The 14,991-nt window shown below is 69.7% G+C and carries 12 protein-coding genes; 3 read left to right on the top strand and 9 right to left on the bottom strand.

Translation table 11 applies throughout. The annotated features are described in order from the left end of the window. Positions 1-379: 379 nt before the first annotated feature. The 7 genes from LTT66_RS19605 to LTT66_RS19575 all read right to left on the bottom strand — a co-directional run bounded on the left by LTT66_RS19605 (position 380) and on the right by LTT66_RS19575 (position 8,508). Positions 380-2,908, bottom strand: a complete 2,529-nt coding sequence (locus LTT66_RS19605; protein ID WP_233060065.1) for an ABC transporter permease — start codon at positions 2,906-2,908, stop codon at positions 380-382. 34 nt (positions 2,909-2,942) lie between these two features. After that, positions 2,943-3,719 carry an ABC transporter ATP-binding protein gene (locus LTT66_RS19600; protein ID WP_233060064.1) on the bottom strand — a complete coding sequence of 259 codons (777 nt, stop codon included), beginning with the start codon at positions 3,717-3,719 and terminating at the stop codon, positions 2,943-2,945. A 251-nt stretch (positions 3,720-3,970) separates the two neighbouring features. Continuing rightward, positions 3,971-4,894, bottom strand: coding sequence for a hydroxymethylglutaryl-CoA lyase (locus LTT66_RS19595; RefSeq protein ID WP_233060063.1), 924 nt, complete (start codon positions 4,892-4,894; stop codon positions 3,971-3,973). Beyond that, entirely contained in the window at positions 4,891-5,058 is a 168-nt protein-coding gene (locus LTT66_RS19590; protein WP_157229815.1) for a hypothetical protein, read from the bottom strand. Before LTT66_RS19590 ends, LTT66_RS19595 begins: the two co-directional genes overlap by 4 nt. Continuing rightward, positions 5,055-6,275: a CaiB/BaiF CoA transferase family protein gene (locus tag LTT66_RS19585; RefSeq protein ID WP_233060062.1), complete on the bottom strand. Its 1,221-nt coding sequence runs from the start codon at positions 6,273-6,275 to the stop codon at positions 5,055-5,057. Before LTT66_RS19585 ends, LTT66_RS19590 begins: the two co-directional genes overlap by 4 nt. 427 nt (positions 6,276-6,702) lie before the next feature. Next, entirely contained in the window at positions 6,703-7,635 is a 933-nt protein-coding gene (locus LTT66_RS19580; RefSeq protein WP_233060061.1) for a TauD/TfdA dioxygenase family protein, read from the bottom strand. A gap of 105 nt (positions 7,636-7,740) precedes the next feature. Then, positions 7,741-8,508 (bottom strand): deoxyribonuclease IV, encoded by a 768-nt coding sequence (locus LTT66_RS19575; RefSeq protein ID WP_233060060.1) that lies wholly within the window; start codon positions 8,506-8,508, stop codon positions 7,741-7,743. 143 nt (positions 8,509-8,651) lie between these two features. Between LTT66_RS19575 and LTT66_RS19570 the strand changes: the two genes are divergently transcribed. Genes LTT66_RS19570 through LTT66_RS19560 form a run of 3 tightly spaced genes read left to right on the top strand, consistent with a single transcriptional unit; the run spans position 8,652 to position 13,416 of the window. Next, on the top strand, positions 8,652-9,998 hold the full coding sequence (locus tag LTT66_RS19570; protein ID WP_233060059.1) for a serine/threonine-protein kinase: 1,347 nt from the start codon (positions 8,652-8,654) through the stop codon (positions 9,996-9,998). Continuing rightward, positions 9,982-11,802 (top strand): serine/threonine-protein kinase, encoded by a 1,821-nt coding sequence (locus tag LTT66_RS19565; RefSeq protein WP_233060058.1) that lies wholly within the window; start codon positions 9,982-9,984, stop codon positions 11,800-11,802. The genes LTT66_RS19570 and LTT66_RS19565 overlap by 17 nt, the downstream gene beginning before the upstream one ends. Positions 11,803-11,805: 3 nt before the next feature. Then, a complete protein-coding gene (locus LTT66_RS19560; RefSeq protein WP_269821964.1) occupies positions 11,806-13,416 on the top strand; it encodes a serine/threonine-protein kinase in 1,611 nt (536 codons plus the stop codon). A gap of 88 nt (positions 13,417-13,504) precedes the next feature. Here LTT66_RS19560 and LTT66_RS19555 read toward each other — a convergent pair whose 3' ends face one another. After that, a complete protein-coding gene (locus tag LTT66_RS19555) occupies positions 13,505-14,335 on the bottom strand; it encodes a GNAT family N-acetyltransferase (protein WP_233060057.1) in 831 nt (276 codons plus the stop codon). 89 nt (positions 14,336-14,424) lie between these two features. Further along, positions 14,425-14,664, bottom strand: coding sequence for a hypothetical protein (locus LTT66_RS19550; RefSeq protein ID WP_051169234.1), 240 nt, complete (start codon positions 14,662-14,664; stop codon positions 14,425-14,427). Between the last annotated feature and the right edge of the window lie 327 nt (positions 14,665-14,991).

The raw sequence follows: 14,991 nt of genomic DNA, 5'->3' as shown, positions 1-14,991 counted from the left end.
GCCTCCGTTTAAACTAGCACTACGAAACGGACAACTTCAGCAGGATGTGACGGGACAGACACCGGCGCGTCGATGGTCGAGTTCGCTTACAGCACAAGCGAATTCGCGATCACTGCCGCCCCTGACCCGGGCGGCGCCTCTGAGCCTGACTCGAGTGCTGCCGTCGGTCCACCGACTTCGAGGGACGTGTCACGCTGCCACGGTTTCGCCCACCGGCGGCACGCGACAACGAGCGCTCATCCGCCGGGCAAGATGACCCAGCCGGACACGCCGGAGAGAGCGCCGACGCCGTGTGTCCATGTGCGTCGGCGAGAGAGACGCGGCTCTGAAGCCGATCCGTCACCGTGCGGCGCACAATATCTGTGCGCCGCACGGTATCTCAGAGATCGGCGATGGCAGCGAGCGGCGGCGTGCGCGCCGCGCGCACCGCGGGCCAGAGGGCGGCCAGCACCCCGACGACCGCCGAGCTGACCAGGACGAGCACGAGCTGGTTCCACGGGATGGCGATCTGGTCGAGGCCGAAGTCGCGCAGCGTGCGCAGGAAGCCGACCCCGAGGCCGAGCCCGAGCACCATGCCGACGATCGCGCCGAACACCGCGATGAGCATCGACTCCAGATAGATCGTGCGGCGCACCTGGGCGCGCTGCATACCGACCGCGCGCAGCATGCCGATCTCCCTGCGCCGCTCCACCACCGACAACGCGAGCGTGTTGACGATGCCCAGGATGGCGATCACCACCGCCAAGGCGAGCAGACCGTACAGGATGGCCAGCAGGGTGTTGATCTGCTTGCCCTGCGCGCCTTTGAACTCCTCGCGGTCCTGCACCTGCACCACGACGAACCGCTCGGTGGCCTGCTCCAGGTCGGCGCGCATCTGGGTGAGGTTCGCGCCCGGCTGCGCCTTGATCAGCACCAGGAAATTGGTCCGGAAGTTGAGCGGGACCACCTCGTCGTAGACCGTCTGCGACACCACCATCGGACCGAGCAGCGGGTTCTTCTTGTACAGGCCGGTCACCGTGAGCGGAACCTTCTTGCCGTCGACGCTGGTCGGGGTCACCTGGTCGCCGACCTTCCACCCGCGGTCGGCGGCCTCGTCCTCCGACACGAGCACGTCGCGGGCGCCGAGCGTGTCGCTGCCGCGCACGATCTCGTAGTTCAGCACGCCGTTCAGCGGCCCGTCCGGCGACGTGGCGAACACCTGCTCGTCGCCGAGCTTGAAGCCGGCACCTCGCATCCCCACCGCTTGCTGCACTCCGGGCACGTCGGTGCGGGCAGCGTCGGCCGCACCGAACGGCACGCCGAGCAACTGCGGCCCGGCCAGCACGTAGTCGGCTCGCACACCCTTGTCCACCAGCACACCGACGCTGGCCTTCGCCGAGGCGCCCAGCATGCCGATCGCCGAGACGAGCATCAGCCCTAGGGTGAGCGCGAACGCGGTCGCGGCCGTGCGGCGGGGATTGCGCGCCGCGTTGTTGCGCGCCATGCGGCCGATCGGCCCGAACGGGCGCACCAGCACCCCGAGCCCGCCGACCACCGGCCGCGACAGCGCGGGCGCGGCGAGCAGCACCGCGAAGATCAGGCCGAGCGCGCCGACCCCGACCGTGGCGGCCGCCGTGCCGCCGGTGCGCTGCGCACCCAGCACGACGAAGCCCGCGCCGAGCACGGCGAGCACCACACCGGAGACGGTCCGCCAGCGCAGCGACTCGCCGGTGGACGCGAACTCCTCGCGCATGGCCTGCACGGGTGGGATCCGCGCGGCGCGGCGCGCGGGGGCGTAGGCGCTCACCACCGTCACCACGAGACCGACCAGCAGTCCGACCACGACGGTGCGTGGACGCACGGCCATCGATCCGGTCGGCAATCCGAGGTCGAACGCGTTCAGCACCGCCGACAATCCGAACGCGAGCGCGACGCCGCCCGCGAGGCCGATCACGCTGCCGATCAAGCCGATGACGAACGCCTCGGCCACCACCGACCGGCCGACCTGCTGCCTGCTCGCGCCCACCGCGCGCAGCAGCGCCAGCTCCCGCAAACGCTGCGCGACGATCATCGAGAAGGTGTTGTAGATGATGAACGTGCCGACGATCAGCGCGATCGCACCGAAGGCGAGCAGGAAGTAGTTGATGAAGTTGAGCGCGTTGGAGACTTCCTTCTTCAGGTCCGCGCGCACCTGGTCGCCGTTCTGCACCTTGTAGCCCGGCAGCTCACCGGCCAGGTTGTCGCGCAGTTCGTCGCCGGGAATGCCGGTGGCCGCGAGATCGACGTAGGCGACGTGCAGTCCGTCGGTGAACAGCTTGCGCGCCTGCGTGTCGTCGAACAGCACCCCGATGAAACCGCCGGTGTCGGACGGCACCTCGTAGATCCCGGTGAGGGTCACGTCGATGGGATCGGCTTGGGAGGGGATGAGGATCTTGGTGCGGTCGCCGACCTTCAGCCCGGCTCGCTCGGCGCCGCCGGTGTTGAGCGCGATCTCGCCGGACCGGGCGGGCGGGACGCCCTGCAGAAACTTCTCCGGCTCCGCGACGGCCTTCCCCGGCGGCAGATACGACTTGCCGAGCGTAGGCGCCCCGCCGGTCTGCACGGCTTTCTTGCCCGCCGGATCGAGCAGGACCACCGGTCCGTTCACGCTCGGCGCGACGGTGCGGACGCCGGGGTACTTCACCAGCTCGTCCACCACATTGTTCGGGATGCCCTGCGCTTGGCGCTCCTTCGGGCTCACCCGGACGTCGACGCCCTTCGCCTCGCCGGCGAAGATCCCGTCGAAGGTGCTCTGCAGCGTGTCGGTGAACACGAACGAGCCCGCGATGAACGCGGTGCCGAGCACCACCGACAACAGCGTCAGCGCGAGCCGCACTTTGTGCGCGGCCAGATTGCGCAGCGCCACCTTCCGCATCGGACTCGCGGCCATCACGCCCGCCCCCGAATCTTCCGCACCGACCCGGTCACGCCTGCTCCAACGCTTTCATCCGGTCGAGCACGGTGTCGGAGGTCGGATCGCGCATCTCGTCGACGATGCGTCCGTCGGCCAGGAACACCACCCGGTCGGCGAACCCGGCCGCGTGCGGTTCGTGGGTGACGATCACGACCGTCTGCCGGAACTCGTCCACCGCGGCGCGCAGGATCGACAGCACCTCCTCCGAGGCGCGCGAGTCCAGATTGCCGGTCGGCTCGTCACCGAAGACGATCTCCGGCTTGCCCGCGAGGGCACGGGCGCAGGCCACCCGCTGCTGCTGGCCGCCGGACAGCTCGCTGGGACGATGGGTGAGCCGATCGACCAGCCCGAGCCGCTTCAGCACCGTGTCCAGCCACTCCTGATCGGCCTTGCGCCCGGCGATGTCCAGCGGCAACGTGATGTTCTCCAGCGCGGTGAGCGTCGGCACCAAGTTGAACGCCTGGAAGACGAAACCGATCCGGTCCCGCCGCAGGCGCGTCATCTGCTTGTCGGACAGGGTGGTCAGGTCGGTGTCACCGATGCGGACGGTGCCGGAACTGGCGCTGTCCAGCCCGGCCAGGCAGTGCATGAGGGTCGATTTGCCCGATCCCGACGGGCCCATGATCGCGGTGAACTCCCCCTTCGCGAACTCGGCCGACACTCCGTCCAATGCCCTGACCTGGGTGTCACCCGATCCGTAGACCTTGGTCAGTTCGATAGCGTGGGCCGCGACATCGGTCGGAGCCGCCGCGTCGGCGATCTCGGCGCCCAAAGCTTGCGAAGTCATGCCGTCCAGTCTTACCGGCTCAGCTCCCGCACGCCATCAGGGAAGACCCTGTGTTTGCGGTGTTTGATTTGCCGCGCCTTCGGCGCGGCGTGTTCGCGGCCCCCTTATGGCTCGCGTCCGAGCGGCCGCCGCTGGCGACTTCGTCGCGGACGCGGCGGCCGCTCGGGCGCGAGCCGGGCCACGAACGGCGCATGCTCGGTCTCCTTCGCCGTGAGGCCGACAGGTCGCGGTATGCCGCCGCGGGGCTCCGGCTAGGGGCGCTCCCCCACGACCCACTCGAAGGCCGATGCTTTCGATCGGGCGCCTTCCAGTGCGCGCGATCGGTTGGGCTCGCCGAGTTCGGCGAGCAGTTCCTCCGACAGGTTCGCCAGCGAAGCCAGGGTCGTGGGATCGAACCAATCGGGCCGGGTGGCGAAGAGGATGTCCTCGGAGGCGGTGTTGCCGCTCGCGCCCGGGGCGAAGGGGCAGCCGCCGAGTCCGCCGAGAGCCCCGTCGACCATGTCCGCGCCGGCCGCGACCGCGGCGAGGGTGTTGGCCACGCCCATTCCCCAGGTGTCGTGGCCGTGGAAGACGATGCGGCGCGGAGGCGTGCGGTCGCGCACCGCGGCGACCAGCGCGGCGACCTGGCCGGGATGGGCCTGCCCCAGAGTGTCGGCCAGGACGATGTCGTCCGCGCCCTCGGTGCGGGGATCGCGGGCGATGGCCAGCACCCGCTTCGGGTCGACCGGGCCGTCGAAGGGGCAGGTGAAGGCCGTCGCCAAACACAACTGGATCGACCCGTCCACCGCGCGGGCCAGGCGCACCGCGTCCGGCATGGCGGCGAGGCTGTCGGCGGTGTCGCGTCCGATGTTCGCCCGATTGTGCGCGTCGGAGACCGAGAAGCAGTACTGGAAGTTGCGCACCCCGGCCGCGGCGGCCTTCTCCACGTGCCGCGGCGTGGCCACCCACACCCAGCAGCGGCGCAGTTCCTCCGGCGTCAGCGCCGCGACCAGCTCCATGGTGTTCGCCATCGGCGCGACCAGGTCCGGGCGCGCCATCGAACCGATCTCCAGCGCGGGCACTCCGAGCGCGAGCAGGCGGCGCACGATGTCCACCTTGCGCTGCACCGGCAGCAGCTTGCCGGTCAGCTGCAGTCCGTCGCGCAGCGTGACGTCGCGCAGCACCGGCGCGGTCATCGCTGCTCCCGCTTCTGGCGGCGGCCGCACATCACGCCGCCCCAGGGCTTCTCGCCCGCCCCCGTGGGATTCGGCTGCACCGCGGGCCTGCTGCTGCCCGGCGCACGCAGTTCCCGCGCTCCGCGTCCTTCCGGACGCCTCCGGTCGTGCGGCTGCATGGTCATGGCGCCTCCAACGCGTCGATCTCGGCCTCGGTCATGCCGAGCACGTCGGACAGCACTTCCCGGGTGTGCTCACCCAGGTCGGGGCCGACGGTACGGATGGGAAGGGACTGCTCGCCGATCACCGGGACGATGCCGGGAAACCCGACGACCTTGGGCTCCGGCGCGCCGACGTCCACGGCGAACGGCTGGATCATGTTGCGCGCCCGATATTGCTCGTCGGCCACGATGTCGGCCGCGGTGTAGATCGGGCCGCACGGAATCGCGGCGGCTTCGAGGATTTTCAGCGCCTCCGCGCGGCTGTGCCGGACCGTCCACTCGCCGATGGCCGCGTCCAGCCGCTCCCGGTGGCGCCAGCGGCCTGCGTTGTCCTGGAGTTCCGGGTCGGCGGCCAGATCGGGCCGATCGATGACCGCCATGTAGCGCTGGAAAATGGCGTCGCCGTTGCCACCGATGATGATGCTGGTTCCGTCGGAGCACGGGTAGGCGTTGCTCGGCGCGATGCCCTCCATCCGGCCGCCCACGCGTTCGCGCTGGATGCCGTAGGCCAGATAGTCCGGCACCAGCGATTCCATCACCGACAGGATCGCCTCGTTGAGCGCCACGTCGATCACTCGCTCCCGCAGCGGAACCGGCGCGTCCCGCTCGGTGCGGCGCTCACGCTGGAACAGAGCCATCACGGTGCCGAACGCGGCGTAGACGCCCGCGATGGAGTCGCCGATCGAGACGCCTGTGCGCACCGGAGGACGGTCCGGATCACCGACCAGTTCGCGCAGCCCACCGACCGCCTCGGCCACCGCGGCGAACCCGGGGCGCTGCGACATCGGCCCGGTCTGCCCGTAGGCGGAGATCCTGGTGATCACCAGATCCGGATTCGCCTCGTTCAGCGCCTCCGGGCCCAGGCCCCACTTCTCCAGCATGCCGGGCCGGAAATTCTCCAACAGGACGTCACAGCGCCGGACCAGGTCGAGCACGATGCCGCGCCCCGCCTCGGTGCGCAGATCCAGCGTGATCGACTTCTTGTTGCGATTGATCGTCCGGTAGAGCATCGAGGTGTCGCCGCCGTAGAGCCGCCAGTTGCGCAACTCGTCGCCGGCTTTCGGGCGCTCCACCTTGATCACCTCAGCGCCGAAATCACCGAGGATGCGCCCGGCGGTCGGCGCGGCGATGTAATTGCCGAGTTCCAGGACGCGCACCCCGTCCAGCGGCCGAATACTCATGGCAACCAGTGTGGACCATGCTGTGTTGGTTTTTGCAGCGCCTGCGGCGCTGCGTGTTCGTAAGACTCGCACCCGGCGGGGCTGTGTCGGCCTCGCTCCTCCTGCTTGGGGCGATACCACGCAATCCGAGTCGCACGGCTGGGTCCGATTCGCGGCGACCTCGGGGCGTCGGCAACTGGCGGGAACGGGCCGCGAACGGTGTTCACAACACTTGCACCGACAGGGCGGGGCCGTACTGGCTCGCAGTCCAGCGAGCTGGGCTTTGGTTCGCGCGAGTGGGGGTCGTGTCCGCGCTGTCGGACGTGCTCGACGCCCGGCAACGGGAATTGCCTCGGTGGTGGCAGGGAGCTGTCCCGTCCGGGCACCCGGGGACACCGCATGGCCCCTCAACGGCCGGGCTTGCGCCCGGCAACCATGCGGGGTCCGCTCAGGACGCGAGCAGCTGGGTGTCCTCGATGATCGAGTAGTGCTCGGCGTTGCCCGCGATGATGGTGCTCGCCGATCCATCGACGCCGACCGGGACGTCGCCGGCCAGCGTGATGCGGGTCAGCTTGCGCGGCTGGTCGTCGTAGTCGTCGATGGCGTAGTGCTGGGTGGCGCGGTTGTCCCAGATCGCGACGTCGCCCGGCGCCCAGTTCCAGCGGGCGGTGTTCTCCAGACGGGTCACCCGGTCCTGGAACAGCCGGAACAGGGCGTGCGACTCCGTGCTGGAGAGCCCGACGAAATGCTTGACGAAATGGCCGAGCAGCAATGCGCGCTCCCCGGTCTCGGGGTGCACGCGCACCACCGGATGCTCGGTCTCGTAGTAGGTGGACTCGAACTCGGCGCGGTAGACGGCGGAGTCGGGGCGCTGCTCCTCTCCGGTGCGCGCGGCGTAGTCGTAGACGTTGGTGTGCACGGCGCGCAGGGACTCGGCGAGCCGCTTCAGCGGCTCCGGCAGCGACTCGTAGGCCGCGACGGTGGACGCCCAGGTGGTGGCGCCGCCGTAGGGCGGAAGGTGCACCGCGCGCAGGATGGACGCCTTCGGGACGCGGTCGACGAAGGTGACGTCGGTGTGCCAGCTGTTGGCGCGGCCGTTCTCGGAATCGATCGCCAGGCTCTTCACACCGTGCGAGGTGACCGTCGGGTGCGGGGTGGTCGGCGAACCGAGCAGCTGGGCGAACTCGTACTGTCCGTCCTCGGTGAGGTGGTTCTGCCCACGGAAGAAGATGACCTTGTGCTCCAGCAGCGCGCGATGGATCACGTCGACGGTGGCCGCGTCCAAGTCGCCGCCGAGCCGGACGTTGTCGATCCGCGCGCCGATCCGGGCGCCGAGCCTGGTCACCGAGGCGGTGGATGGGGTGGCGGTTGCGACCGTCATGAGATCACCTTCGCTGTCGAGATCGGTTACTGCTCTGTCGAGCACATCACCGAGACCACCGCACCGACCAGGGTTTTCGTCGCGCTGATCACAAACGAGGCGACCCTATACACACTCGCGCAGGTACGCCAGGTCCTCCGCGAGTCCCTCTCCCGGGGTTTCCAGCACAACGGGAGCGCCTGCCGTCCGGCACACCTCCGCGAGCAGTTGCGGGTCGATGGTGCCCTCGGCGAAGTTGGCGTGCCGGTCGGCGCCGGAGTTGAACTCGTCGCGTGAGGAGTTCAAATGCACCAGGTCGATCCGCCCGGTGATCGCCTTGATCCGGTCGACGGCGCCGACCAGTTCCTCACCGCCCGCCCAGGCGTGGCAGGTGTCAAGGCAGAAACCGGCGCCATAGTCGCCGACCGCGTCCCACAACCGCGCGATGGAATCGAAGTGCCTGGCCATGGCGTGATTTCCGCCGGCGGTGTTCTCGATCAGGATGGGGACCGCGAAACCGCCCTTGTCCTGCTGACGCTCGAACAGTTTGCGCCAGTTGTCGATCCCGGTGTCCAGCTCGGCGTCCGATCGCACGTGCCCGCCGTGCACCACCAGGCCGAACGCGCCGAGTTCGGCGGCCGCCTCGGCCTGCTGCGCCACCGCGTTGCGCGAGGGCATGCGCAGCCGGTTGTTCAGGCTCGCGACGTTGATCTGATAGGAGGAGTGCACCACGACCTCGATCGGGCTCGCGAGGATCTCCTCGGTCCGCGGATGGGGAGTGGGTTTGTCCCAGCTCTGCGGGTCGACCACGAACATCTGGATGACGTCGGCGCCGAGTTTCTCGCCGAAGCCGATCGGGTCGCTGTCGAGCCGGACGTGTGCTCCAATGCGCATGCGGTCACCTTAACGAGTGGGTGTGTCAAGAATCCGTGCCGCAGGCCGGCGACCGACGGTTTCGCCGCGACTGTTGCATCGCGATGGCCCGGCGAGATACATGGATAGTGTCCGCGCGCTCGACTCGACAAGGGGGTGTAAAGGTGTTGCAGATCGGCGACGTCTTCGCAGGCTACGTCATCAAGCGCGTTCTCGGCCGCGGCGGCATGGGCACCGTGTACCTGGCCCAGCATCCGCGCCTGCCCCGGCTGACGGCACTGAAGCTGCTGAAGCGCGACCTGTACGCCGACACCGACATCCGCCGCCGCTTCGAGCGCGAGGCCGATCTGGTCGCGCGGCTGGACCACCCGAACATCGTCACAGTGTTCGATCGCGGCGCGGAGGACCGGCAGCTGTGGATCTCCATGCAGTACGTGCCCGGCGCGGACGCCTCCTGCGCGGACGTCGACGTGCTCGCACCCGGCCGGGCGGTGCAGATCGTGGCCGACACCGCCGCCGCGCTCGACTTCGCGCACGCCAACCAGGTGCTGCACCGCGACGTGAAACCGGCGAACATCCTGCTGGCCAAGGCGCCGATCGGGCAGCCGGAACGGGTGCTGCTCACCGACTTCGGCATCGCGGGAATCCGCGGCGCGGAGAGCACGATCGGCTCGTCGGGCACGATCACCGCGACACTCGCCTTCGGCGCGCCGGAACAGTTGATCGGCCAGCCGCTGGACGACCGGGCCGATCAGTACTCGCTGGCCTGCACGCTGTTCTGGATGCTCACCGGCGCGCCGCCGTATCCCGGCGCGAACCCGGCGGCTGTGGTGAACAACCATCTGTACGCGCCGATCCCGGTGCTCAGCCGGGTGCGTCCCGGCCTGCCGCCCGCGCTCGATCCGGTGCTGGCTCGCGCCATGGCCAAGCGCCCGGCGGATCGGTTCGCCAGCTGCGCCGAGTTCGCCGCCGCGGCGAAGCACGCCCTCGCCGGGCACCCGGGCAGGCACCGAACGGCGCCGCGGCACGGCCTCCACGCCGATGGGCACCCGACCGCGCCGGCACACCGCACCCCTCCGACCGCGCCGCCGAATCCCGTGCCGACACACCGCACCCCTCCGGCCACGCCGCCGAATCCCGTGCCGCAGCACCGAGCGAGGCCGCAGGAACCGCCCCGCCCGCCCGCGCCGCGTCCGAGCTTCCTTCCGCCGCGCCGCCCCACGCACCCCGGCCTGATCGAGTTGCCGAACTTGCCCATGCGCCCGGGATCGGCGGAACGGCCGCACCAGCAACCTCCGGACGCCCGGCCCCCGCCAGGCGGTCCGCCTCCGTCGATCGCCCGCACGTCACCACGCTCGACGAGCGATAGGCGGGGCGCGACTACTGCTATGGTTTCGGTGTTTTCCGTGGTCGGGCCCATCTCCGGCCACGCATTCTTTTGCTGTACGCCTGTTCGCCGGTGGGTCCCGGTGCGCGGCGGGAAGTGGAGCAGTCATGCTGGCCAGCGGTGACGTTTTCGCCGGCTATGTCATCGAGCGGCAACTCGGCCGCGGTGGCATGGGTTCGGTCTACCTGGCGAAACATCCGCGGCTGCCGCGGATGACCGCGCTGAAGCTGCTGAATCGGGAGATGTTCTTCGACAAGGAGGTGCGGGCGCGGTTCGAACGGGAGGCGGATCTGGTCGCCCAGCTCGATCACCCGAACATCGTCACGGTCTACGACCGCGGGCTCGAGGACGAGCAGTTGTGGATTTCGATGCAGTACATCGACGGCATCGACGCCGCCTCGGTGGAACCGAAATCGCTGCCGCCCGAACGCGCGGTGCAGATCATCAAGGAGACCGCCGACGCGCTGGACTACGCGCACGGCAGCGGGGTGCTGCACCGTGACGTGAAGCCCGCCAATATCCTGCTGGCCCGTTCCAGCGCCGGTCGCGGTGAACGGGTGTACCTCACCGACTTCGGCATCGCGCGGCTGCGCGACGACACCGGTCATCTCACCCAGACCGGAACCTTCACGGCGACCCTCGCCTACGCCTCGCCCGAACAGCTCACCGGCGCCTCGCTGGACCACCGCTCCGACCAGTATTCGCTGGCCTGCTCGCTGTTCTGGTTGTTCACCGGCACCGGTCCGTTCTCCGCGACCAATCCCGCCGCGGTCATCCAGGGGCATCTGCAGGGCGCGCCGCCCGCGCTGAGCAGTGCCCGGCCCGGTCTGCCCTTCGCCTTGGACGGCGTCCTGGCCAGGGCGATGGCCAAACGCCCCGACGACCGTTACGGCAGCTGCGCGGAGTTCGCCGCGGCCGCCAGGCAGGCGCTGACCGGTTCCAGCGTGCCGTCGATGCCGGTGGTGGGCGGTCCACGCCCGGTCACCGGCCCGCCGCACCCGACCACCGGCCCACGCCCGAACACCGGGCCGCAGCTCCCGACCACCGGTTCGCCGTATCCGGTGGCGCAGGGCCACTACACCAGCGGCCCCGGCCACCAGGTGAACCCTCCGCACGCCAGCGGGCCGAATTCGCTCGCGGCGGCATCCACCGCGAGTCCCCCGCCCGCCCCGGTGGCGAACTCCGGTCCGCGCACCGGCCCGGCGCCGCAGCCCACCGCCGTCAACCCGTACGCCCACCAGCAATCCGGGTTCGCCTCTTTCGCCGCGCCGCCCGCACCGCTGTACGGCGCGCACAGCCACCCTTCGGCCGGACCGCCGCCGAAGAAGAACACCGGTCTGATCGTCGGTGTGGCGGTGGGCGTGGTCGTGCTGATCGTGGTGGTGCTGGGCATCATCGGCGCGGTCTCGGATTCGGGCTCGAACCAAGCCGACACCACGACCACCTCGGCGGTGAAACCGAACCTCGTCGACGCGACGCCGGAGTCGGTCAGCGCGGAGTTCCCGCGGATGGTGCCCGCCTCCAAAACCGAGGAGATCGGTTACAACGGCGCCGAGTGCTGGCTGGCCTCGCCGAGTTCACCGCCGTCGCCGTCCAAGGGTGACCCGGAGTTCGGCGACTGGGCCGCGCAATGGCGCTGCTTCAAAGGCGGCAACAACGAAGATCCGTACTACCGCATCTACGCCTACAAGACCCCGGCCGACGTCCAGGCGGTGCTGAAGGGCCTGCCCTCCTCGGCCACCAAGTCCAGCGACACCAACGGCGGAAAGACCTACACCAACTACAAGTACGTCGACGAAGGCGCCAAGATGGTCACGGCGTTCACCGGCGACCCGGATCGGACCCAGTTCCTGATGTACACCGACGGCTTCGCCCACACCACCATCGACGAGCTGCTGCGCTGGTGGCGCTCGGCTCCGCTGAACTGACCCGTGCTCAGCACCGGCGAGGTATTCGCCGGGTACACCATCGAACGCCTGCTCGGCCGCGGCGGGATGGGATCGGTGTACCTGGCCCGGCATCCGCGGCTACCCCGGTTGACGGCGATGAAGCTGTTGAACCCGGAGCTGTTCGACGACAAGGAGATCCGCGCCCGCTTCGTGCGGGAGGCGGACCTCGTCGCGCGGCTGGACCACCCGAACATCGTCACGGTGTTCGACCGGGGCGTCGAGGGCGACCGGCTGTGGATCTGCATGCGCTACATCGACGGCACCGACGCCGCCGCGCTGGACGCCTGGACGCTGCCGCCGCAGCGGGCGGTGCAGATCGTCGCGGCGACGGCCGAGGCACTGGATTTCGCGCACAGCCGCGGTGTGCTGCACCGCGACGTGAAACCGGCGAACATTCTGCTGGAGCGCGTCGAAGGCGCGGCGGAGCGCGTCTTTCTCACCGACTTCGGCATCGCTCGCTTGCGGGACGACGCGGGAGGGCTCACCCAGACCGGAACCTTCACCGCCACCCTGGCCTATGCCGCACCGGAGCAGCTCTCCGGTGCGCCGCTGGATCACCGCGCCGATCAGTATTCGCTGGCCTGCACCCTGTTCCGGCTGCTGACCGGCACCGTGCCGTTCGACGCCACCAATCCGGTCGCGGTGATCCAGGGCCATCTCAACGCACCGCCGCCACCGGTCAGCAGGCTGCGCCCCGGGTTGCCCGTGGCGCTGGACGCCGTACTGGCCAAGGCGATGGCCAAGCACCCGGCCGAGCGCTTCGACTCGTGCGGCGAATTCGCTACCGCCGCGTGGCAGGCGCTGACCGCGCCCGCGGCGCCGTGGCCGCCGACCGGGTCGAATCACGCGGCGCACCGGGCGAACGCGCCGATCGCGCGGCACGGGGCAGACCACCAGGCGCGACGTTCGCGCCGGAAAGCCTCGGTGGGCGCCTTGATCGGGCTACTGATGGTGGTCGGCGTCGCCGGTCTCCTCCTGGCGGCCTCGCTGCGCGGCACCACGTCCGCCGGCTCTGCCGCACCGACGACGACGATGCCCGCGCCGAATACCGCGACCACCGCGACGCCGACCACCAAGCGTCCGACCACGACCGTCGCGGCCACCACGGACCGAGCCACGATCGGCGCCCGCGCGGCCGAACTGAGCGCCGCGTTCCCGGACATGCTGCCGGAGACCTCCGCCCAGCGCCTGGTGCACTCCGGAACCGGCTACAACAAGGCGGGTTGTTTCGCTCACGCGCCGGACTCCCCGACGACGCGCGACCACGACGACCCCGACTTCGGCCCCTGGCTGGTGATGTGGAGCTGCTTCGGCGGGCCGAACAAGGCGTCCTTCGACTTCTACCTCTACGGCTCGCCCGCCGAGGCGCAAACGGTTCTCGACGCGTTACCGGCCAACGACCGCGCGGCCGCCACCAACAACAGCGGCCACAGCTACACGAACTACACGCTGCACGACAGCCGCGACCTGCGCCCGCGCATGGTCACCGCGTTCTCGGACCAGGGCCGGGCGACCATGCTGATGTACAGCGCCGGATTCATCGCCACCGACGCCGAGTTCCTGGATTGGTGGAAATCCGCGCCGCTGAATTGAGTTGCGCGACCGGGCCGGGGCGCCCGTCGAGGCGCCTCGCGCCGGTCTTCGCCTGATTCACCGCGGCTCTGCGCACCGGCCTGGCCGACTAGTCGAAGACGTAGTGCGCGAAGGCGTGGGTCGGGTGGAAGCCGATCGTGCGGTAGATCCGGTTGGCCGTGGCGTTGGCGCTGTCGGCGAACAGGCAGACGTCCAGGCCCTCGGCGCGCAGCAGCTGGGCGACGTGCGCGGTGGCCGCGCTGGCGTAGCCGTGGCCGCGGGCCCGCGGCGGCGTGTAGACGGGTCCGATCCGCGACCAGCCCTGGATCGGGATCTGGTGGCCGGCAAAGCTCACCGGTTCCCCGTCGCGTTCCCACAGCCACCAGCGTCCGGCGTCCACTCGGCGCCGGATCGCGGCCTCGTCCAGTCCGGACGCGTGGCCGGATTCCTCGCGCATGGCGGCCAGCCAGTCCCGGCACAGCGCGACGTCGGCCGCACCGGCTCGGCGTGGCGCCCCGGGCACATCCGGGATCCGCAGGGTGCCGAGCCGGTGCAGCCGAGTGACATAGCTCTGGTGAAAACCCTTTCCCAGCAGCGCACACCAGTGCTGGGCGAACGCGGTCGCGTCGTCGACGACGCCCTCGACGCCTGCGGTCTCGGGGACCACGTCGGCCAGCGCGCGAGCGACCGCCGCAATGCCCTCGGGCGGTAGTTCGCCCAGGTACACGTCGCGACCGGCCACCCGCATGGCGGCGCCGACGACCGAGGCGTCCGTGCGGTGGACGGTGAGGAAACGCGATGGCTCGGCCGGGGCGTCGAGGCCCGTGACGTGGTTGGCGACACTCGTGGTGATCACGGTGTGTCGCAATGGATCGCGGAGCAGAAACGACCCCGCGACCGAGCGGAACTCGGCGGCGTCGGTGGTGATCTCGATCCTCATGGAAATCACGGTAGGCGCCGAAACTGTTGCGCGCCCGGATTTCTCGTGCCGATCAAAGGCCGGGGCACCGAGGCGACCGGCCGGTTCGCTCAGTCGGCTTCGCCGCCACCCGCTTCGCCGCCACCGGCGCGGAGTTTGAGCAGCACCAAGCCCGCGGTGCACGCGAGAATGAGACCGGCGACGGTGATTTCGACGTGCAGGCCGGCAATACCGAGCACCGCCCCGACGAGTCCGCCGATGAAGATCAACCAGGCGAGCGTCCGCGACAGAATCGTGGACAGCGTGCGTGCCTGCTGATTCGACGCGGGATGCTGCGCCGTTGCCGACACCGCATCTTCCGCGGCGTGGGATGAACCACGCCGCGACGCTGTCGAGTAAGCTCCCATCATCTACTCCTCGATGACGCCGGTCAGAGAACCACTATCACGTTCTCACACAACGTGTCTCTCATCCTGAAACCGGCGTCTCACGCGTAACTTTGCTCACACACGCTACGACTCCGGGACGCCGGAAGATAGCGACACGTGCCCGCGACACGCCGAAGAGACCAATTCGATATCTGAATTAGAACCGTTTTACCCGCGCCGTCCGGCGCATCCCCAGCGACCACTCGCCTCGCCTGGCCGACCGGCCTCGATTATGGTGAGTCGACTCGA

This window comes from Nocardia gipuzkoensis, from assembly GCF_021183645.1.
Classification (GTDB): domain Bacteria; phylum Actinomycetota; class Actinomycetes; order Mycobacteriales; family Mycobacteriaceae; genus Nocardia; species Nocardia abscessus.
Note: the sequence above shows the minus strand (reverse complement) of the source record. Positions and strands in the feature narration are given on the sequence as shown.